Source organism: Pseudomonas fluorescens, assembly GCF_001307275.1.
In the GTDB taxonomy this organism is placed as follows: domain Bacteria; phylum Pseudomonadota; class Gammaproteobacteria; order Pseudomonadales; family Pseudomonadaceae; genus Aquipseudomonas; species Aquipseudomonas fluorescens_AA.
This window is the reverse complement of sequence record NZ_CP012831.1, coordinates 5,422,886-5,442,884: the sequence shown is the minus strand read 5'-3', so window position 1 is coordinate 5,442,884 and position 19,999 is coordinate 5,422,886. Positions and strand designations below refer to the sequence as shown.

At 61.5% G+C, this 19,999-nt stretch carries 15 protein-coding genes; 12 read left to right on the top strand and 3 right to left on the bottom strand.

Annotated features, from left to right (window positions below):
• Position 1: 1 nt before the first annotated feature.
• Positions 2-1,648, top strand: coding sequence for a cyclic peptide export ABC transporter (locus AO356_RS24275; RefSeq protein WP_060741931.1), 1,647 nt, complete (start codon positions 2-4; stop codon positions 1,646-1,648).
• A 42-nt stretch (positions 1,649-1,690) separates the two neighbouring features.
• Here AO356_RS24275 and fhuF read toward each other — a convergent pair whose 3' ends face one another.
• Positions 1,691-2,380 carry a siderophore-iron reductase FhuF gene (fhuF, locus tag AO356_RS24270; RefSeq protein WP_081015416.1) on the bottom strand — a complete coding sequence of 230 codons (690 nt, stop codon included), beginning with the start codon at positions 2,378-2,380 and terminating at the stop codon, positions 1,691-1,693.
• Between the two features lie 199 nt (positions 2,381-2,579).
• On the opposite strand from fhuF, the gene AO356_RS24265 reads away from it, so the two are divergent.
• From AO356_RS24265 to AO356_RS24250, 4 genes are all read left to right on the top strand, one after another.
• Positions 2,580-4,283, top strand: a complete 1,704-nt coding sequence (locus AO356_RS24265) for an ABC transporter ATP-binding protein/permease (RefSeq protein WP_060741930.1) — start codon at positions 2,580-2,582, stop codon at positions 4,281-4,283.
• Between the two features lie 323 nt (positions 4,284-4,606).
• Complete coding sequence (locus AO356_RS24260) at positions 4,607-6,469, top strand: ATP-binding protein (RefSeq protein WP_060741929.1); 1,863 nt, start codon at positions 4,607-4,609, stop codon at positions 6,467-6,469.
• Positions 6,470-6,562: 93 nt separating this feature from the next.
• Positions 6,563-7,795, top strand: a complete 1,233-nt coding sequence (locus AO356_RS24255) for a porin (RefSeq protein WP_060741928.1) — start codon at positions 6,563-6,565, stop codon at positions 7,793-7,795.
• A gap of 11 nt (positions 7,796-7,806) precedes the next feature.
• Positions 7,807-8,244: a hypothetical protein gene (locus tag AO356_RS24250; protein ID WP_060741927.1), complete on the top strand. Its 438-nt coding sequence runs from the start codon at positions 7,807-7,809 to the stop codon at positions 8,242-8,244.
• Positions 8,245-8,252: 8 nt separating this feature from the next.
• Here AO356_RS24250 and AO356_RS24245 read toward each other — a convergent pair whose 3' ends face one another.
• Positions 8,253-10,625: an EAL domain-containing protein gene (locus AO356_RS24245; protein ID WP_060741926.1), complete on the bottom strand. Its 2,373-nt coding sequence runs from the start codon at positions 10,623-10,625 to the stop codon at positions 8,253-8,255.
• A gap of 355 nt (positions 10,626-10,980) precedes the next feature.
• On the opposite strand from AO356_RS24245, the gene AO356_RS24240 reads away from it, so the two are divergent.
• Positions 10,981-11,991 carry a response regulator gene (locus AO356_RS24240; protein WP_060741925.1) on the top strand — a complete coding sequence of 337 codons (1,011 nt, stop codon included), beginning with the start codon at positions 10,981-10,983 and terminating at the stop codon, positions 11,989-11,991.
• 3 nt (positions 11,992-11,994) lie between these two features.
• On the top strand, positions 11,995-12,948 hold the full coding sequence (locus tag AO356_RS24235; protein ID WP_060741924.1) for a sensor domain-containing diguanylate cyclase: 954 nt from the start codon (positions 11,995-11,997) through the stop codon (positions 12,946-12,948).
• Between the two features lie 158 nt (positions 12,949-13,106).
• Here the strand turns inward: AO356_RS24235 and treA are convergent, their stop codons facing one another.
• Positions 13,107-14,732, bottom strand: a complete 1,626-nt coding sequence (gene treA / locus AO356_RS24230; protein WP_060743187.1) for an alpha,alpha-trehalase TreA — start codon at positions 14,730-14,732, stop codon at positions 13,107-13,109.
• Between the two features lie 302 nt (positions 14,733-15,034).
• Here treA and AO356_RS24225 point away from each other — a divergent pair, with 302 nt between their 5' ends.
• From AO356_RS24225 to AO356_RS24205, 5 genes are all read left to right on the top strand, one after another.
• Positions 15,035-16,045, top strand: a complete 1,011-nt coding sequence (locus tag AO356_RS24225) for a zinc-binding alcohol dehydrogenase family protein (RefSeq protein WP_060741923.1) — start codon at positions 15,035-15,037, stop codon at positions 16,043-16,045.
• A 17-nt stretch (positions 16,046-16,062) separates the two neighbouring features.
• A complete protein-coding gene (locus AO356_RS24220; RefSeq protein ID WP_060741922.1) occupies positions 16,063-17,589 on the top strand; it encodes a UxaA family hydrolase in 1,527 nt (508 codons plus the stop codon).
• A gap of 166 nt (positions 17,590-17,755) precedes the next feature.
• Positions 17,756-18,469: a FadR/GntR family transcriptional regulator gene (locus AO356_RS24215; RefSeq protein ID WP_060741921.1), complete on the top strand. Its 714-nt coding sequence runs from the start codon at positions 17,756-17,758 to the stop codon at positions 18,467-18,469.
• A 273-nt stretch (positions 18,470-18,742) separates the two neighbouring features.
• Positions 18,743-19,063, top strand: coding sequence for an isochorismate lyase (locus AO356_RS24210; RefSeq protein WP_060741920.1), 321 nt, complete (start codon positions 18,743-18,745; stop codon positions 19,061-19,063).
• A gap of 335 nt (positions 19,064-19,398) precedes the next feature.
• Entirely contained in the window at positions 19,399-19,929 is a 531-nt protein-coding gene (locus AO356_RS24205) for an AidA/PixA family protein (RefSeq protein ID WP_060741919.1), read from the top strand.
• Positions 19,930-19,999 lie beyond the last annotated feature (70 nt).

Below are 19,999 nucleotides of genomic sequence, written 5' to 3'. Positions count from 1 at the left end.
AATGGATCTGTTGTTACTCATGGCTAAACGTTCATGGCGCGCACTGCTGGTGGCGACCCTGACGGGCCTGATCTGCGGCCTCGCGGCGGCCGGGTTGATCGCCAACATCAACCACAGCCTGGAGGTGTTCGATAAGCTACGCCCGGTGGACGGGCTGCTTTTCGCCGGGCTGGTGCTGCTGGTCATGGTGTCCCGGGTGATCTCCGACATCAGCCTGCTGCGCCTGGGCCAGGCCGCGGTCAACGACATGCGCCTGCACCTGAGCGCCAAGCTGATCGATACCCCCTACGCGAAATTGCAGCGCCTGGGCAAGCATCGCCTGCTGGCCATGCTGACCGACGATACGCAAACCATCAGCCAGGCGGTGGAGCTGGTGCCGATCCTGCTGGTCAACGCCGGGATCATCGCCGCCTGCCTGGGCTACCTGGGTTGGCTCAGCCTGCCACTGCTCGGCCTGACACTGCTGCTGATCATCGCGGGCAGCTTCACTTTTCACTGGCCGCAACGTCGGGCGTTGACTTCGATCTCCCGGGCCCGGGAGCTCAAGGATCAGTTGTTCGACCAGTACCGCCTGCTCACCGATGGCAGCAAGGAACTGCAGCTCAACCATCCTCGCCGGCAACACTTCTTCACCCATTTGCTGATTCCAGTCAGCCAGCAATACCGTCGCGACTTCGTACGCGGCATGAGCATCTACGCCCTGGTATTGAACTGGGGCAACGCGGTGTTCTACATGCTGATCGGCGTGGTGCTGTTCGCCGCACCGCATTTCATCGACCTGGGCGTGAGCCTCGTCACCGGCTATATCCTGACGATCCTCTACATGATCACGCCGCTGTCGGAACTGATGAACGCCTTGCCGACCCTGGGCCGCGCCAGCGTCGCACTGAATAAGATCCGTGCCCTGGAAGGCGAGATGGAAGCATCCGACGAGACCTTCGATACCATCTCGCCGACCCAGGTTCGCCGCCTGGTGTGCCGGCAGGTCGCCCATACCTACTACCGCGAACGCGAGGACGGCCATTTCACCCTGGGGCCCATCGACCTGACGCTCAATGCCGGCGAAGTGGTATTCATCACCGGCGGCAACGGCAGCGGCAAGACCACCCTGGCTTTGCTGCTGACCGGGCTGTACCGGCCGGAAAGTGGCGACATCATGCTCGATGAGCAGGTGTCCTCGAGCAACGACAACCTCCATTATCGACAGCACTTCTCGGCGATCTTCACCGACTTCTGCCTGTTCGAAAACCTGTTCGATGGCGACGATCCGGACTTGGTGAAACAGGCGCAGGACTACCTGGTGCACCTGCAACTGGACCATAAGGTGCAGATCGAAGGAGGCAAGCTGACGACGCTGGCGCTGTCCACCGGGCAACGCAAGCGCCTGGCATTGCTCAGTGCCTATCTGGATGACCGCCCCTGCTACCTGTTCGACGAATGGGCGGCCGACCAGGACCCGGTGTTCAAGCACTTCTTCTACACCCGGATCCTGCCGGACCTGCGCGAGCGCGGCAAATTGCTGATCGTCATCTCCCACGACGACGCCTACTTCGGCCTGGCCGATCGGTTGATCCACGTCGAACATGGCAAGGTCAGCGAAGTAGCCCCCCAGGCCAACGCCTCATCCCAGGCGCAAATGCTGTCTTGAGGAATGTGGAGGGTTTCTGGCCAAGGCTGTCAAAAGCTGCGCTCAACCCTCCCCATAGATGTAATGCAGGTAGCTCACCTGTTCCGCCACCGGCAGGCGGTGCAGTTTGGGGCAGGATTCGCACAGCACTGGCGGCTGGCCTTCGACCGGTTCGTGCAGTTGGTAATGCAGGCAACAATGCCGACGCAAGGGCAAGCTGGGGCATATCTGCGGGGCCGGTGATTCGACCATGCGTTGCAGGCCTCGCAGCTTCAGGCGTCCGTTGTTCACCGTAACCGGTTCCAGCCACCGGTGCGCTTCGGCGAAGCCGTCCCTGGACAGGTCCGGGTCCATCCTGGCGAAGGCGCCGTCCCAGATGGCGACAAAGTTGCCCCACAGTATTTTCGGGGCCAAGCCACCGGCGGCGGCCAACGTGCCAAACAGTGGCGCCAAATGCTCGTGGACCAACCGCGACCAATACACCGCCCGGTCCTCCGCGTTCAAGGGCGACAGCCCGGCGGCCAGGCCCAGCGCCGCCGGTTGGCCGTCGTCGTGCAACAACAACGCGCCCTCGCCCCAGAACTCGATCGCGCAGCCACGCGTCAGCACACAGGCCAGGGTGGCCGGCAAGACAATGCTCATGTAGTTCATCGACCACTGCGAAACCACGGCGGCGCGGTTCACCCCCGGGTAACGCAGGGCAAATCGGGTCAGCAAGGGTTGCAACGCGGCAGGGTCGGCAAGCTGGCTCAACGCGATGGAAGGCTGGTCGCCAGGTTCCTGCCGGACGACCCGCTGTATGGGCGGCCAGGCCTGGTTAAGCCATTCTGGAAATTCGATAACGGGGCTCCCGTGGCTTTCCCTAATTAATGCAAACGATTAGCATTGGCTGATCCTATCCTCCCGCCCCTGCAAACTCAACGTCGTTAGCGACCAGGCTCACCAAGACCCCATGCACACACTTCGCAATTTCTGGCGCCTCGCGCAGCCCTTCTGGGCTTCCGAGGAAAAGTACCCGGCCCTGTTGCTGCTGTTGGCTACCGTACTGATGACCCTGTGCCTGGTCGGTGTCAACATCCTCACCAATTTCTGGAACCTGCATTTCTATAACGCCTTGCAGGCCTTGGACTACCACGGTTTCCTGATCGGTAGCCTGCAGTTCATCCTGCTGCAGATCGGCATGGCCGCCTTTACCGTTGGCGCGTTCCATTTCCAGCAGAAGCTGACCATCCGCTGGCGGCGCTGGGCAACCCGCAACATGCTCGGTCAATGGCTGGGCAGCCAGCGCTACCAGAAGCTGAAGCTGACCGAGACCGATGTCGACAACCCCGACCAGCGGATCGCCGAGGACATCGACCTGTTTATCGTCAAGTCGCTCAAGTTGAGCCTGGGCCTGTTGACGTCGGTGGTGTCGCTGTTTTCCTTCCTGCATATCCTCTGGCAAGCCTCCAGCCTCGTCAGCGTGCCGTTCAACGACCAATCGATCGTCATTCCCGGGCTGCTGGTGTGGGTCGCCCTGGTGTATGCGCTCCTGGGCACCGGCCTTGCATTCTGGCTCGGACGTGCGCTGCCCAGCCTCAACTTCATGCAACAGCGGCGTGAAGCGGACTTTCGTTTCTCGCTCATCCGCCTGCGGGAGAACGCTGACTCGGTGGCGCAATACCGCGGCGAAGTCGTGGAGAACGAACGCTTCAACCACCGCCTGGAGGCGGCGCTGGAAAACTTCTGGGCGCTGGTGAAAAAACAGAAGCTGATCATGGGCTACTCGACCTTCTATTTGCGCAGCGCGACGGTCATACCGATGTTCATCATGGCGCCACAGTTCTTTGCCGGCGCCTTTCCCCTTGGCCGCCTGACGCAGATAAGCGCGGCCTTCGGCGAAGTGCACGCGGCCATCGCCTATCTGGTGAGCGTGTTCCCGGAACTGTCGGAATGGAAGTCGGTGATCGACCGCTTGGTCGGCTTCCAGGAGCGCCTGGATAACGTCGAGGTCAAATCCCAGGTCAGGCACCAACAACAGGCCAGCGGCCTTGATATCAAGGACCTGGACATCTGGCTGCCAAACGGCCGGCCATTGTTCAAAGGCTTCAACCTGTCACTCCAGCCCGGTGACAGCCTGATGATCAGCGCGCCATCCGGCTACGGCAAGTCGACGCTGATCCGCACGATTACCGGGCTTTGGCCCCACGCGCGCGGCTCGAGCGGCTATGACCGTGAACGCGCCCTGACCCTGTCGCAAAAACCCTACCTGCCGCTGGGCAGCCTGCGCGAAGCACTCTGGTACCCCCACCCTGCCCGTTGCGAGGAGGATGCCGCGCTGCGCCAGGTCATGGAGCAGGTCGGCCTGCAACACCTGAGCGATCAGTTGGAGCAGGAGCGGGACTGGGCGCAGACCCTCAGCGTTGGCGAACAACAACGCTGTGCGTTCGTCAGGGCCCTGCTGGCCCGGCCCACGGTGCTGTTCCTCGACGAAAGCAGCTCGGCGCTGGATGCGGCAAACGAAGCGCGTTGCTATCAACTGCTCAGGCAGACGCTGCCGGACACGATCCTGATCAGCGTCGGTCACAGCGCCGCCCTGGAGCGCTTCCATTGGCAGGTCCTTGAATTGAAGGACGAGGCGCAGTGGGTGCATCGCAAGATCAAGCAAGCGGTGTGACCCCGATAGAGCAAACACTGAATAACCTGTGGCGAAGGGGGTCGTGGGAGCAAGACTTGCCCGCGATGGATGCGACGCGGTCTTCCTGAAGTCGAGTCGTGTGTATCGCGGGCAAGCCTTGCTCCCACAAAATCCCCTTGCCACAAAATCCTCAGTGCCCCAGTCAGTCGGGCCCACCTTCGCACATTGGCATACAGAGTTTGTGGTCTATAGTTCTGACAGATCCAGGCTCTTTATGCTCGGGCCAGCAGGAGCAATACCCCTCGAGCCGTGACTGTGTCGACGCCCACCAGCCTTCGGTCGAACAATGCAGGGAGCACACCATGCCGATCCAGCGGCCTGAGACACTGAGGTTGGCCCCTGGCACTGCTCATTGTGCCGAGGCCGATGGCGATACCAAGGCCGGCGTGCTTCGGCGCGCCTTCGACCAGGCCAAGGAAGCCTACATCCTGTTCCCGTTGCTGGCCGTTCTGCTGTTGCTGGCCATCTGGAGCGCTACCCTCTACCTGATCAAGGTCGAACATCTTCGCGCGCAACAGAGCGCCGCGACGGCCAGCCTGGAAATGGGCGCCACCTACGAAGCGCAAATGTTGCGCGCCATCCATGAAATCGACCAAACCCTCAAGCTGGTCAAATACACCTATGAGACCGAGAGCGAGCCTAATCCCCTGCGCCGGCTTCAGGAGCGGGCCTTGTTACCGCCGGCCTTGGTGTTCGACGTCAGCGTGGTCAACCCGGACGGCAGGCTCGTGGCGAGTACACGGACCAACGACCGGGAAAATATCGCTGACCCGAATGAGCAGCAAACACTGCGGCACAGCGACTCATTGTCCATCAGTCATCCGTGGAAAAGTCCGGTCACGGGAGAATGGCGCTTGCGCTTCAGCCGGCGACTCGACGCCGCGGATGGCACACTTTCCGGGATCGCCAGGGTCGAGGTCGATGCCGCCTATTTCGTCAGCAGCTACGACGCCTCGAAACTCGGCGAACAAGGTGCGCTCGGGCTGCTGGGCACTGACGGCCTCTTCCGCGTGCGGCGCACCGGAGAAACGGTACTGGCCGGCGATACGGTCGATTACACGGCGGTGGTGCCGGATGCGGAAAACACCGAGGCAGTGCTCTCGGTCAATGGTTGGGACGGGGTTCGGCGCTACACCAGTGCCCGCCAGCTCTACGACTTTCCACTGGCGGTGATTGTCGGGTTGTCCGAGGAGGAACAACTGGCCGCGGTGAACCAGCAAGCGCGTACCTACCTCTGGCGCGCGGCAGGCGGCAGCCTGGTCCTGGTGCTGCTGGTGGGCGTGCTCGCCCGGATGAGCTGGCAACTGGCGCAGAGCCGTCTGCGCGCCGCCGAAGCCCAGGCTCAACTGGCCGCCGCCGCTCGCCAGGCCGGCATGGCCGAAATCGCCACTAACGTCCTGCACAACGTGGGCAACGTGCTCAACAGCGTGAATATCTCCGCCGACCTGGTCACCCGCAAGCTGCGCACCAGCAAGGCCTTGGGGCTCGGTAAGGCGGTGCAAATGATGAACGAGCACGCCGATGACCTCGGCGACTTCATCTCCCACGACGAGAAAGGCAAGCTGCTGCCCGGCTACCTGAACCAATTGGTGGACGCGCTGGCGGTGGAGCAACAGAGCATGACCGAAGAACTCGGCCAACTGAGCAAAAGCGTCGATCACATCAAGGAAATCGTCGCCGCCCAGCAATCTTACGCAGGCACCTCCAGCCTGGCCGAAACCGTGCAGATCAAGGACCTGATCGAGGATGCCGTGCGCATGAACGCCGGCATCATCGCGGCGCATCGGATCACCGTGGTGCGAAACCTGGCCGAAACACCCTTGCTGCAACTGGACAAGCATCGGGTGCTGCTGATCCTGATCAACCTGATAAAAAACGCCAGCAGGGCGATGGATGACCGGCCGGAGCTGACCCCTCAAATCATCCTTCAGAGCGAGATCCCCCAAGAAGACACCCTGGTGATCAAGGTCATCGACAACGGCGAAGGCATAGCGCCCGAGAACCTGACGCGGATCTTTGCCCATGGCTTTACCACACGCAAGGATGGCCATGGTTTTGGCCTGCACAGCTGCGTCCTGGCGGCCATGGAGATGGGCGGCTCGCTGGAGGCCCATAGCGATGGCCCGGGAACGGGAGCGACCTTTACGCTCAAATTGGCGATCTAGGCTACGCTTCGGCGCGTGATAACGCGCAGCTTCAGCCAACGTTACAAGGAACAGACGAATGGCGATCCACGCAACGAGGTTACCTTGACCCCCATGGTGAAAAAGCCCAATACCTTGGCCTTGGTAGTCGTGACGCTGTATGCCGGCGGTGCCAGTGCCGACGCAGCCGACATGTTCTCGCTGAGCAGTTTCGGCACGGTGGGGATCGTCCATTCCAGCGAGAAAAAAGCCGACTTCACGTCCAGTATCTTCAAGCCCAACGGCGCGGGGCATTCGCGCAACTGGAGCGCCGACGTCGACAGCCTGATAGGCGCCCAACTGACCGCCAATTTCACCCCGCAGCTGTCGGCCGTGGTGCAGGTCATTTCCGAGCAGCGCTACGACAACAGTTACCGGCCCTTCGTCGAGTGGGCCAACATCAAGTACCAGTTCACGCCGGATTTCAGCGCACGCATTGGCCGTACCGTGTTGCCGACGTTCCTGGTATCCGACAACCGCAAAGTGGGCTACACCCTGCCCTGGGTGCGGGCGCCCATGGAGGTCTACGGCCTGATGCCGATCTCCAGCAGCGACGGCATTGATGGCAGCTACCGGTTTCGAGTCGATGAAATCACCAACACGGTGCAGGCCCACTACGGCCAGACCGACAGCCGCGATTCCGACGGGACCGGCAAGGCGCTGACGAGAAATCTCTGGGGGGTCACCAACACCACCGAACTCGGTGCCCTCACCACACGCATCACCTACATGAAGGCCGACCTGACCCTGGAGCCATTCAATTCACTCTTCGATACGTTCAGGGAGTTCGGTCCGGAAGGCATCGCCATCGCCGATCGCTACGACTCCGATGACACCCCCGTCGACTTTATCGGCGTGGGTGCCGGCTACGATCCGGGCGACTGGTTCGTCATGAGTGAATGGGGACGTCTCGACAGCCGTTCCGGCCTGGGCAGGACCAGCGCCTGGTACATCAGCGGCGGGTACCGCATCGCAGCGTTCACCCCCTATGTCACCTACGCGCGCTCCAGGACCGAAACAGAAGTCTCCAGCCCGGGCCTGACGCTATCGACCTTGCCGCCGGCCTTGGCGGGCACGGCCGCCGAACTCAACGGTGCGCTCAACAGCGTCCTGGGCTCGAACGAAGGCCTGCAGACCCTTTCCCTGGGTATGCGTTGGGATTTCACCAAGAACATGGACGCCAAAGTGCAATTCGATCACACACGTTTCAAGGGCAACTCGGTCGGTCCGTTGATCAACCCCCAACCGGACTTCACGTCGGGGGGCTCGCTCAACGTCATCAGCCTGGCTGTTGATTTTGTCTTCTGATGGAGCAGGCCATGTGGGTTGTGAGACTCATCGGATTCGCCATGGCGGGGCTCGCCCTGTGCGCCGCCAGCGTTGCCGTCAAGGCCGACGTGGTGGTGGTCGTCGCCGCGTCCAGCCCGGTGAAGACGCTCGCGCGCAATCAGGTGGCGGATATTTTCCTGGGCAAGGCCAGTCGTTTTCCCGGCGGCGGACAGGCGATTCCCATTGACCAGACAGAAGATTCACCGACCCGCGATGAGTTCTACACAACGTTCACCGGCAAGTCCGCAGCCCAGCTCAAGGCGCATTGGTCGAAAATCATCTTCACCGGCAGGGGCCAGCCGCCGCAGGCGGTTTCGAGCGGGGCGGAGGTCAAGAAACGTATCGCAGAGAACCCCGACACCATCGGCTATATCCAGGCACGGGAGCTGGACGGCAGCGTCAGGGCAGTGCCGCTCGAGTCGCAATGAGTACGGCTCTACGTACCGAGCCCCGTGCCAGCCGCCTGGGCTTGCAGCAACAGCTTGAACTGATCGGCGGGCACCGGTTTGTTGAAGTAGAAACCCTGGAACTCATCGCAGGCGTTATCCCGCAGGAAATCGGCCTGCTCCTTGGTTTCCACGCCTTGGGCCACCACGGTCAGGCTGAGGGTCCGGCCCATCGCGATGATGGCCTCGGTCAGGGCTTTGTCTTCCGACACGCTGCTGGTATCGCAGATACACGAGCGGTCGATCTTGATGACATCCAGCGGAAACTGCTCAAGCGCGGAGAGCGACGAATAACCGATCCCGAAATCATCGATGGCGATGCGGACCTGCAGGCGCTTGAGCCCGGTCAGTACATTCAACGCCCTCTTGACGTCCTGCATGAGCAGGCTCTCGGCGATCTCCAGTTCCAACAGGCGCGCGTCCATACCGGTTTCGGCCAGTATCTCGGCCAAGTCCGTCAACAGGTTCTCATCGGCGAACTGCCGAGCCGTGAGGTTCACAGCGACCCCCAGGTGTGGCAGCCCTTGTCGTTGCCAGGCGACGTTTTGCCGGCAGGCAGTCTTGAGCACCCACTTGCCGATCGGCACGATCAAACCGGTCTCTTCCGCGACCGGGATGAATTGCATGGGCGCCACGATACCCAGGTCGGGATGATTCCAACGCAGGAGCGCTTCCATACCGGTGATCTGGCCACTGGGAATGTCCCGCTTGGCCTGGTAGTGCAGTTGGAACTCCTGGCGCTCCAGCGCGTGGCGCAAGCTCAGCTCCAGCGTCAGCCGTTCCAGTGAGTCCGCGTTCAGCTTCGCGGAGTAAAACTGGAAGTTGTTCTTGCCACATTGCTTGGCCTGGTACATCGCGATATCGGCGTTTTTCTTGAGCGTCTGCTCGTCCAGGCCATCCTGTGGGTACACACTGATACCAACGCTGGCGGTCACACGGAACTCCTGGCCCTCGAGGTTGAAGGGCCGGGCTATGGCGGTCAGGATTTTTTGGGCGGCAGTCGCCACGTCGTTGTCCTGCGACAGCTCCGGCAGCAAGATCACGAATTCGTCGCCGCCCAATCGAGCCACCGTATCGCTGCCGCGCAGACACGCCTCGAGGCGCAGCGCGACCTCCTTGAGCAGTTGATCGCCGGCATCGTGCCCCAGGGTATCGTTGACTTGCTTGAAGCGGTCGAGGTCAAGAAACAGCACCGCCAGTTGCCGATCATAACGGCTGGCCTCGCGGATGCTCTGGCCCAACAGCTTGCTGAACAGACTGCGATTGGGCAAGGCCGTAAGGCCGTCGTGATAGGCCAGGTACTCGACACTTTCCGCGTAGGCGATTTTCGCTTCGCCGGCGCGCAAGCGGCTTTGCACCAGTTGCCAGCTCATCCGGGCGAGCAGCCCCGCCAGCAACACCAGCACCAGACTGCCGCCCGTGGCGCGCCACAGGTAGGTACGCGCTTGCTGGTTCACCGCGGCCAGTTGTTCTTCCTCGGACAACCCGACAATCACCGCCAGTGGGAAGTCGTAGAGCTGGCGGGCACTGGTGTAGCGCCACACACCATCCCCCGCATTGATCGCGCGTACGGCTTCGGTGTTTTCAGTGTCCGGTACCACGCTTGCGTAATCGATCGAGTCGCCGGCCGATACGTCCTCTCCACTGCGCCGTGCCCGAAAGACACCGTCAATACCCAACAGGCCGAGCAAGCCGTGATTGCCGAGTTTCGAGGCGTCATAACTGCTGACGAAATAGGCGGCATCGACCTCGACCATGGCGATCCCGGCGAACGCGCCATCCCCGCCATCGAGCCGTCGGCTGAAACGCAACTTCCACTCCCCCGTCACCGGGCTTTTCCACGGACGGCTGATCGACAGCGCCGTGTCCGGGCCCAGCGTTTGCAGCTCATCCTTGGCCATTCGGCTTCCGGCTTCGCTCGGCTGGGTACTGGCGACGACCCGGCCGCTGGCATCGACCACACTGACGTCGAACAAGTAGGGAGAAGGCAACAAGGCGCGAGCCTTGAGCTTGGGCAGCGGGTTGGGCTCCCGCTCGGATTCGTAGGTGTACTTGACGAGCTTGAGAGTCTGATCGATTTCACGCACTGCCCGCAGGATCTGCGCCTCGTAGGTGGCGCCGATTTCCAGGCTCGCCTCGGCGATCCCCTGCTGCGCGCGGGCCTGTTCGACCTTGATCAAGTAAAGGGTGCCCGCCCAGATGACCACCAACAGCAGAACGGCCAGCAGCGGGAACAGGATGTAGGCTTCCCTGGCCTGGTCGAAGCCGCGCCGAAACCAATGGCTCGTCCCATCGGCCAGGGCGTTTTCACGATGAACGATATCCGGGGCCGACGTCATTACACTCGCCCGTTGGATCGCCATGGTGTGCTCCCTGCATTGTTCACTGCTGACGGCCTGCGGGTATCCGATGCAGCTACGGCGCGAGGCGTCCGCAGTCCCTGATCGCCGGTACGGAAAGATTCCGGGTCTGCTGAAAACTATAGACCACAAACCGCGCCCGCCATGGCCAATCGCGCGTCGACCGTGGCTTTGCGTGGGGTGTGAATGACGAAGTGCAGTTGACGCCCCTGACTTATTGGTCCAGTTTCTAATGCAACCGAGCCCCGCAGTTTTCGTGCAGGACGCTAAGCTTGATAAACCCGGTTCGTTAATCAAAGGGTCTTTGCAAGCCTATGAATGATGTCAGTAGCCCCTCCTCCCCTGCCATTGGTCACCCATGGTCGTTCCTGTGTCGTTGATTCCCCTGGTGGTGTGTGACGACTCCAACATGGCGCGCAAACAGGTGTTGCGTGCACTGCCGATAGACTGGCCGGTTTCGGTCACCGAGGCGAGCAATGGCCGCCAGGCCATGGACGCCATACGCCAGGGCCTGGGGCACGTGGTGCTGCTCGACCTGACCATGCCGGAAATGGATGGCTACCAGGTATTGGGCGCCTTGCGCGACGAAGGATTGAAGGCGCAGGTCATCGTGATTTCCGGTGACGTCCAGGATGAGGCGGTGCGCCGCGTACATGAGCTGGGCGCGCTGGCGTTCCTGAAAAAACCGTTCGATGAAAACGACCTGCGCCAGACGCTGGCGCGGCTGGGGCTACTGGCCCAACCCAGCCAGGTGCCGTTGCAGAATCGTTCGGTCACGAACACGGCCATCAGTTTCCACGATGTGTTCCGCGAGACGGTCAACGTGGCCATCGGCCGGGCAGCGGCCCTGATCGCCAAGGTGCTGGGGGTCTTCGTGCAATTGCCGGTGCCGAACGTGAACCTCCTCGAGGTCGGGGAGTTGCACATGGCCTTGACCGACGTCGGCAGCTCCCAGCAACTCACCGCGATCTGCCAGGGGTTTATCGGCAGCGGCATCGCTGGCGAAGCCCTGTTGATCTTCCATGACTCGGAAATCGCCGACATCGCGCAATTGATGCAGCGCCAGAGCGCCGACTATTCGGACCTGGAGATGTTGCTGGACCTTTCCAGCGTCTTGATCGGCGCATGCCTGAGCAGCATTGCCGAACAGATCGACGTGGTGTTTTCCCAAGGCCACCCGCAGATTCTCGGCCAGCACGCGGCCATCGAGGAACTGATCCGGGACAACAGCAAACACTGGAAAAAGACCCTGGCGGTGGAAATCAGCTACAGCCTGGAAGGGCACGATATTCGTTTCGACCTGTTGCTGTTGTTCACGGAGGACTCCGTCGAACGGTTGACCCACAAACTCGCCTACCTGATGAACTGAGCCATGAGCGAATCCATCGATCTGAACGAATTCCACTGGTTGCTGGCCATCGTTCAGAGCATCGACGTCGGGGTGGTGGTGCTCGACCGCGAGTACCGCGTGCAAGTCTGGAACACCTTCATGGAGAACCGCTCCGGGGTGCAGCCCAAGGACGCGCACAACCAGCATTTTTTCAGCCTGTTCCCTGAAATCGATCGCCAATGGTTCAGCCGCAAGGTGGAAAGCGTCGCGACCCTGGGCACGCCAGCGTTCACGGTCTGGGAGCAGCGCCCGTACTTGATGCGCTTCAAGAGTTACCAGCCGATCACCGGCCAGGAAGCGTTCATGTACCAGAACACCACGCTGTTGCCGCTGCGCTCGCCCGACAACACCATCAAGCATATCTGCCTGGTGATCTATGACGTCACCGACGTCGCCACCAACCGGCATCAGCTCCAGGCCGCCAACGCACAGCTGCAGCGACTTTCCAGTACCGATCAGTTGACCGGCCTGTACAACCGCGGTTATTGGGAGGGCAATCTGAAAGCCGCCTACGCCCGGCACCAGCGCTATGGCCATGCGTTGAGCCTGGTCATGCTCGACATCGATCATTTCAAGCGGGTCAACGACACCTACGGCCACCAGGCTGGCGACAAGGTCATCGAGCACGTCGCCAGGCTGCTGCACGAGCATGTGCGCGAGTCCGACGTGGCCGGGCGTTATGGCGGTGAAGAGTTCGGCGTAGTGCTTTCAGACACCGACAAGGCCGGCGCACAGATTTTCGCCGAGCGCCTGCGCAAGGCTATCGAAGCGCTGGAAGTGCAGTTCAACGACCAGACTATCCGCTTCACCGTCAGCCTGGGAGTGGCCGACCTGAGCCAGCCCTCGAACGACCACGCCGAGCTGATCGCCAGGGCCGACCAGGCGCTGTATACCTCGAAGAAGACCGGGCGCAATCGGGTGACGGTGCATGAATAGCGAGCCCACTTTTTTCCAGGATGACGGTGAGATTTGACACCCACCACCCCCCCTTGTGGGAGCGAGCTTGCTCGCGATAGCGGCGGTTCAGCAGCATTGAAGGTGGCTGGCACGCCGTCATCGCGAGCAAGCTCGCTCCCACATGGGTTCATTGGCATTCACTCGCCAAGGGTTGAGGAAGTCTTGCCATATTTACCCAGCAGCTTGAGCGTCACCCCATTCGTCCAGCCGAAGCCGTCCTGCAATTCATATTCGCCACCTCCCCCGCCGTCGCCCCGTCCGGACAGGTCGTATTTCTCCACCAACTTGTTTTCCTTGCGGTAGAGGTTCTCGACCTGCTGCAAGAAGCGACTGCCTACCTGTTGCGCCAACGCGGTGTGCCCGTAGCGGTCCAGCCCTTCCACCGCGACCCATTGCAACGGTGCCCAGCCATTGGGTTCGTCCCACTGCTGGCCAGTGTTGACCTGGGTGGTGGCGATACCTGCGACACGTAACAGACCATCACGGACCGCATCGGCGGTGCGATGGGCATGTTCGGCGCTGGCCAGGCCGGTGTACAGCGGGAAAAGCGTCGCGGCCGTGAGCTGCTGGCGTTGTTGCTGGCGTTGCCAGTCGTAGTCCACGTAGAAACCTTTGTCGGCATTCCACAAGTGCTGCTCGATGGCCCGCTGGCGCAGTTCGGCGCGCCGGCCGTAAGCCTGGACGCACGGGGCGTTCTGCACCGTCTCGCAGGCTTTGGCGATGGTCTGTTCCAGATGATAGATCAAGCTATTGAGGTCCACGGGCACAATGGCCGTGGTGCGAATACTCGCCAGGTTCTGGCCGTCGTCCAACCAGCGCGAGCTGAAGTCCCAGCCACTTTCGGCGCCGGCGCGCAGGTCACGCCAGACCTCTTCCTTGGGCCGGTCCGGCGCCTGTTCGGCGGTGCGGACATCTTGCAACCAGGATTCCTGTCGAGGCGTCGGGCTGGCATCCCAATAGCGGTTGAGCACGCTGCCGTCGGCAAGTTTGACCACGTGCCGATCCGCAGCACCGGGCTTTAGTGCCTGGGCACCCGCCATCCAATAGGCATACTCCTTCTGCAGCTGTGGCAGGTATCGCCCATAGGCCTGGTCACCTTCGATACGCGCCTGCAACGCCACCATGTAGGCGAAGAATGGCGGCTGCGACCGGCTCAGGTAGTAGGTGCGATTGCCGTTGGGAATGTGGCCGTAGGTGTCGATCATGTAGGCAAAGTTATCGGTCATCTGGCGGACCCGGGCCTTATCGCCGCTTTGCTCGAGACCCAGCATGGTGAAATACGAATCCCAGTAATACATCTCGCGAAAGCGTCCGCCAGGTACCACATAGGGCTGCGGCAAGGGCAACAAACTGCTGTAGGCCGGCACCTGGCTGTAGGATCGGCTCAGGATCGGCCAGAGGCTGTCGATGTGTTCCTGGATCGGAGCGCCGGGCTTGGGCGCCGGGCTTTCGGCTTGGCCAGATTCGATGAAGTTGTCTTTCACGAAGGCCTTGATATCGAAGCCGTCGTGGTCACGTCGGGCCAGGTAATCGGCGCGGATTTGCGCCGGATCACGGTTGGGCAGTGCGTCCACGAAATGCTTCTGGTCGGTGAACACCTGCCCACGCTGCACCGCTTCAAAGAGCTCGGGGTAGGCCTGGTCGGGGGGAAGATTGGCCCGTCCCTGGGCGTCGACGTAGCTCCATGTGGCAGGCGGTTGGCTCGAACAGGCCACGCACAGCAGCGTGGCAAAGGAAAGGCTGGTGAGCTCAATAGGTCGCATCAAGGGGTCCATCCTGTTTTTCGTTCCTGACGAACGAGTGACCTGCCGGGATGGACCTGGGTTCAGTCGATGATGCAGTGCCGGGCGACGTCCAGATCACATTGGTCAGTCCAATCTATATTTTTATTAATTGGTCTTGCCAATATTTTTTCCAGCCTGTAGTTTCGGCCCCAAGGTCATGGGTGCAGGTCACCACTCGCCTACAACAAAAAAGAGAGCCCCGGTCCCGGCAGCCGCGCGCTCACAACCCTCCTCCCGCCTGCAGGCAACCACCGTCTGCACGCCAGCCAAGGAGCATCGCCATGCTGACAGTCATCTGTAACGAACCCGGCTCGCTCACCGCCATCGAACGTGAACACCCCCTCAGGAAACCGGGGGAGATCCTGATCCGGGTCAAGCGTGTCGGGGTCTGCGGCACCGACCTGCACATCTTCACCGGCAATCAACCGTACCTCGAATATCCGCGAGTCATGGGCCACGAGTTCTCCGGGGTCGTGGAGGGCTCCGACGAGGCCAGCGACCTGGCTGTCGGCGATGTCGTCTATGTGATGCCGTACCTGTCCTGCGGGACTTGCATCGCCTGCCGCCAGGGCAAGACCAACTGCTGCACCGCTATCCAGGTGCTGGGGGTTCACTGCGACGGTGCTTTCACTCAATACCTGAGCGTTCCCCATGCGTTCGTGCACAAGGCGGTGGGGGTTTCCCTGGACCAGGCCGCGATGATCGAATTCCTCTCCATCGGCGCTCACGCCGTGCGGCGCTCGAACATCCAGGCGCAGAAACACGCTCTGGTGGTCGGCACCGGCCCGATCGGCATGGCGGCGGCGATCTTCGCCAGCCTGCGCGGTGCGAAAGTCACTGTCCTGGATACCCGCGAGGATCGCCTGTCGTTCTGCAAGCAACACCTGAATATCCACGCCGCCGTGCAGATCGGCGAAGGCGACAAGCAAGCCCTGGCCGAGCTGACCGAGGGTGATTTTTTCGACGTGGTCTTCGACGCCACCGGCAATGCCCGGGCCATGGAGCGCGGGTTCGAGTTCATCGCCCATGGCGGCACCTATGTGATGATCTCGGTGGTTCGGGACTCCATCACCTTCTCCGACCCTGAGTTCCATAAGCGAGAAGCCACGCTGATGGGCAGCCGCAACGCCACCCAGGAAGACTTCCGGCACGTCGAGCAATGCTTGCGCGACGGCTTGATTCCAGATGCGGCCCTGAACACCCACCGACTGACGCTGGGCGACGTGCCCCACTCGTTCGCCACCTTGCTCGACCCCACGCAAGGTGTCGTCAAGGCAATCATCGAGTGCTAGGAATCGGAGGACGCCCCATGAACCCGCCTTCCTCTTTGCTTGTGTTGACACCCGGCGATGATGTCGCGGTGGCCCGAGGCGATATCGCCGAAGGTCAGTCGGTGAATGCCGACGGCATCCGCCTGGTCGCCCGGCAGGCGATTCCGTCCGGCCACAAGATCGCCCTGCGCCCGGTGTTGGCCGGCCAGCGGGTGCTCAAGTACGGGCAAACCATCGGCCAGGCCACGCAGGCCATCGAGCCTGGCGATCACGTCCACGTGCACAACCTGGACATGCCCGCCAACACGACCGAACACAGCGTACGTAACGTCTATGTCCCCACGTCGTTGAGCGAGAACCCCGCGACCTTCGAAGGTTACGTCCGCGAGGATGGACGCGTCGGCACACGCAATTACATCGGGGTCATTTCCAGCGTCAACTGCTCGGCAACCGTCTGCAAGCAGATCGCCAACACCTTTTCCGCCGAGCGCTTGAAAGATTTCCCCAACGTCGATGGCGTCGTTGCAATCACCCATGGCAGCGGCTGTGGCATGGGTGCCCAGGGCGAAGGGATCGACATTCTCAAGCGAACCCTGAGGGGCTATGCCGATCACGCCAATTTCGCTGGTGTGCTGTTGATTGGGTTGGGTTGCGAGGTCAATCAACTCACCCCGTTGATGAATGAACTGGGGGATCGCTCCGCGGCGCTCAAGGCCAGCCTGGTCATCCAGGACGAAGGCGGCACTCGCGAAGCCGTGCGACGAGGCATCGCCCACATCGAAGCGATGCTGCCCCTCGTCGACCAATGCCAGCGCACAACCGTTGCCGCCAGCCACTTGTGCGTCGGTTTGCAATGCGGCGGCTCGGATGGCTACTCCGGTATCACGGCCAATCCGGCACTCGGCGCGGCCGTGGACCTGCTGGTGCAACAGGGCGGCACGGCGATCCTTTCGGAAACCCCGGAAATCTATGGGGCCGAACATTTGCTGACCGCCCGCGCCGCGTCTGCCGACATCGCGGCAAAATTGATGGCGCGCATCCATTGGTGGGAAGCCTACGTCCGCCACAACGACGGTGACATGAACAACAACCCTTCGCCGGGCAACAAGGCCGGGGGCATCACCACCATCCTGGAAAAATCCCTCGGTGCCGTGGCGAAAGCCGGTGCGACCGGGCTGATGGGCGTGTACCAATACGCGGAAACGGTCGATGCCCGGGGCCTGGTGTTCATGGACACCCCCGGTTACGACCCGGTGTCGGCGACCGGCCAGGTGGCGGGTGGCGCCAACCTGATCTGCTTCACCACGGGCCGTGGCTCGACCTACGGGTGCAAGCCCACGCCCTCGTTGAAAATCGCCACCAACACCCGGCTGTTCCAACGCATGGAGCTGGACATGGACTTCAACGCGGGCGGCATTGTCGATGGCGTGGAATCGGTGGCCCAGGCCGGTGAGCGGTTGTTCCGACTGATGCTGGCGACCGCGTCCGGGCACCGCACCTGCAGCGAGGAAAACGGCTTGGGCGATAACGAGTTCCTGCCTTGGCAGATCGGTGCGGTGATGTGAATGGCGAAGTCATTGCCCCCCTCTCCCTGTGAGAGCGAGCTTGCTCGCCAAAGCGGTGGGTCAGTTTGCATCAATGCTGAATGTACCGCCGCCTTCGCGAGCAAGCTCGCTCCCACCATCAAGCGCCTATGGTAGCCTTTGCGGACTCTCCGATGGACGTCCACCCATGGTCTCACCGATCAACGCCGCCGAACGCAAGCCCTACCAGAAAATCGCCGATCAACTGCGCAACTACATCGCCCAGGGGGATTTCAAGGCAGGTTCCAGGCTTCCCCCCGAGCGCGACTTGACCCAACTGTTGGGGGTTTCCAGGCCGTCGCTTCGCGAGGCGCTGATCGCCTTGGAAATAGACGGCGACATCGAGATCAAGATGGGCTCCGGCGTGTATGTGCGAGCCCGGTCCAAGGACGGAAAAAACCCGAGCATGACCTTGGGCGAAAGCCCTTCGGAACTGATGCAAGCGCGTGCGTTGATCGAAGGCGAGTCGGTGATCCTGGCGTGCCTGCATGGCAAGAAAAGCGACTACCGCTATCTGCAGGACTGCATCGATGCCATGCGCGCGAGCATCGCCAACGGCCTGCCTCCACTGGAGGATGACCGTAAGTTCCATCAGCGCCTGGCCAAGATGAGCGGCAACTCCGCCCTGGTGCGGATCATCACCGCCCTTTTCGATGAACGACACAACCCGATTTCGGCTCACCTGAGCAAACACTCGGAGAATGCCCTGACATGGGAAGCCGCGGTCGCCGAACATGAAGCGATCCTGCGCGCCGTAGCCCACAAGGATGTACTCGGCGCCCAAACCTCGATGCGCCAGCACCTGAGCCGTTCGGAGAACCGCTGGCTGCGAGCGCTGGAGCCGGAAGACATGGGCGACTAGACCTGCGGTTTTGAAATTTTGGTTGCCTGATCAAGTGCCATCGCGAGCAAGCTCGCTCCCACAGTTTGATCGATGGTGCACCTCGATTCTGCGGCCTATCCAGCCACCTGTGGGAGCGAGCCTGCTCGCGATGGCGGCAGCACAGCCACCATCGCTGTCACAAGCAAACGCCCCCCGCTTGCCAAACCTGATGGCCTGGATAGGCATTTTTAACCTACATCAGCACATCGGCCCTGGCTGGGCCGAGCCTGCTCAAACAATGGAGCGATCTACATGGAAGTCTGCAATCGGCTGCAACCCTCGGAGTGCGTCAGCATGGAGGACATTCGTGGTGAAATCGATGCCCTCGATCAGGCGGTCATCAAATTGCTGGGCAAGCGTTTTCAATACGTACTCGCGGCCTCGAAGTTCAAGACCTCGGCCACGTCGGTGCGTGCGCCGGAGCGTTTCAAGGCGATGCTGGCGACACGACGGGAATGGGCCGAGGCCGAGGGCCTGAGCCCGGATGCCATCGAAAAAATGTACAGCGACCTGGTGAACCACTTCATCGCCGAAGAAATGAAGCACTGGGCGGCCGATCAAGCCCGGAGCTGATTTTTCCTGCTTCGCTGGCAAGGGCGTCCATCCCCTTGCCAGCGTCCTGTCCTCCGGCGAGATCGGGAGCAATCGCCGACAAAATTCGTACGCCTTTGGCCACTGACGCTACCCGCAAACCACCCAGAATCCAGTGGGTGATCGTCCACGCCAAAAGTAAATCAAAGCCTTGGTTGTGTTGCGCTTCGCTCTGCTTGGCCAGCGTCAAGCATTCGAAATTTGACACTACAACGCTATCACCTATCGTTCCTCTCGAGACCGCACCCAGGGACCGGGTGGCCCGGACGCCTTTGCAGGCGCGGTCGTCAATGTCATTCCCCTCAAGGAGCAACAAAATGTCTGGAACGACCCAAACCATTGATGTGCTGGTCAACGTTGACGCCGATTACCTGCTCGCCCACCCCAACGACGTAGGCGGCGCGATTGCCATGCTGGTGACCCGCAGTGCCATCGACAGCCATGCCAACGTCACCAGCGGCGAAGGCGAAGGCGGTAACGAATTGTGGTTCGACGTAAAACCCGGTGACATCATTCGCTGGCGCGCCACCACGCTGTCGCGCAACTTCGACCGCATCGCATTGATCAAGGACGTCGAGATCGGCGACCCCCACCAGGGCGGTGATTACAAGGGCACCATTTCGAAGCCGACACCGTTCAACATCCCCGGCATCCCCGTGCCTTATCTGGACAACGGCGCCCCCGGCGGTATCGCCAAAACCGATGTGACCTATACCTTCTGGCAGTCCACTGCGCTGAGCCCGGGCAAGCTCTGGTACCAAATCTATTTCGTTCTGCTGGACCGTAACCTGAACCAGATTGGCCCGACCAACACGTGGGACCCCTACATCACCGTCAATAACCAATAACTGAAAGGTACACAGCCCCGACCGACGCCCTCGTCAACGACGAAAGGCACCGGCCGGGGCTGTGTCCAGG

What these genes read in the sequence shown, in the direction of transcription:
- AO356_RS24275 (WP_060741931.1), top strand. Translation starts at nt 2, where the DNA reads ATGGATCTGTTGTTACTCATGGCTAAACGTTCATGGCGCGCACTGCTG.
- AO356_RS24265 (WP_060741930.1), top strand. Translation starts at nt 2,580, where the DNA reads ATGCACACACTTCGCAATTTCTGGCGCCTCGCGCAGCCCTTCTGGGCT.
- AO356_RS24260 (WP_060741929.1), top strand. Translation starts at nt 4,607, where the DNA reads ATGCCGATCCAGCGGCCTGAGACACTGAGGTTGGCCCCTGGCACTGCT.
- AO356_RS24255 (WP_060741928.1), top strand. Translation starts at nt 6,563, where the DNA reads ATGGTGAAAAAGCCCAATACCTTGGCCTTGGTAGTCGTGACGCTGTAT.
- AO356_RS24250 (WP_060741927.1), top strand. Translation starts at nt 7,807, where the DNA reads ATGTGGGTTGTGAGACTCATCGGATTCGCCATGGCGGGGCTCGCCCTG.
- AO356_RS24245 (WP_060741926.1), bottom strand. Translation starts at nt 10,625, where the DNA reads ATGGCGATCCAACGGGCGAGTGTAATGACGTCGGCCCCGGATATCGTT.
- AO356_RS24240 (WP_060741925.1), top strand. Translation starts at nt 10,981, where the DNA reads ATGGTCGTTCCTGTGTCGTTGATTCCCCTGGTGGTGTGTGACGACTCC.
- AO356_RS24235 (WP_060741924.1), top strand. Translation starts at nt 11,995, where the DNA reads ATGAGCGAATCCATCGATCTGAACGAATTCCACTGGTTGCTGGCCATC.
- treA (WP_060743187.1), bottom strand. Translation starts at nt 14,732, where the DNA reads ATGCGACCTATTGAGCTCACCAGCCTTTCCTTTGCCACGCTGCTGTGC.
- AO356_RS24225 (WP_060741923.1), top strand. Translation starts at nt 15,035, where the DNA reads ATGCTGACAGTCATCTGTAACGAACCCGGCTCGCTCACCGCCATCGAA.
- AO356_RS24220 (WP_060741922.1), top strand. Translation starts at nt 16,063, where the DNA reads ATGAACCCGCCTTCCTCTTTGCTTGTGTTGACACCCGGCGATGATGTC.
- AO356_RS24215 (WP_060741921.1), top strand. Translation starts at nt 17,756, where the DNA reads ATGGTCTCACCGATCAACGCCGCCGAACGCAAGCCCTACCAGAAAATC.
- AO356_RS24210 (WP_060741920.1), top strand. Translation starts at nt 18,743, where the DNA reads ATGGAAGTCTGCAATCGGCTGCAACCCTCGGAGTGCGTCAGCATGGAG.
- AO356_RS24205 (WP_060741919.1), top strand. Translation starts at nt 19,399, where the DNA reads ATGTCTGGAACGACCCAAACCATTGATGTGCTGGTCAACGTTGACGCC.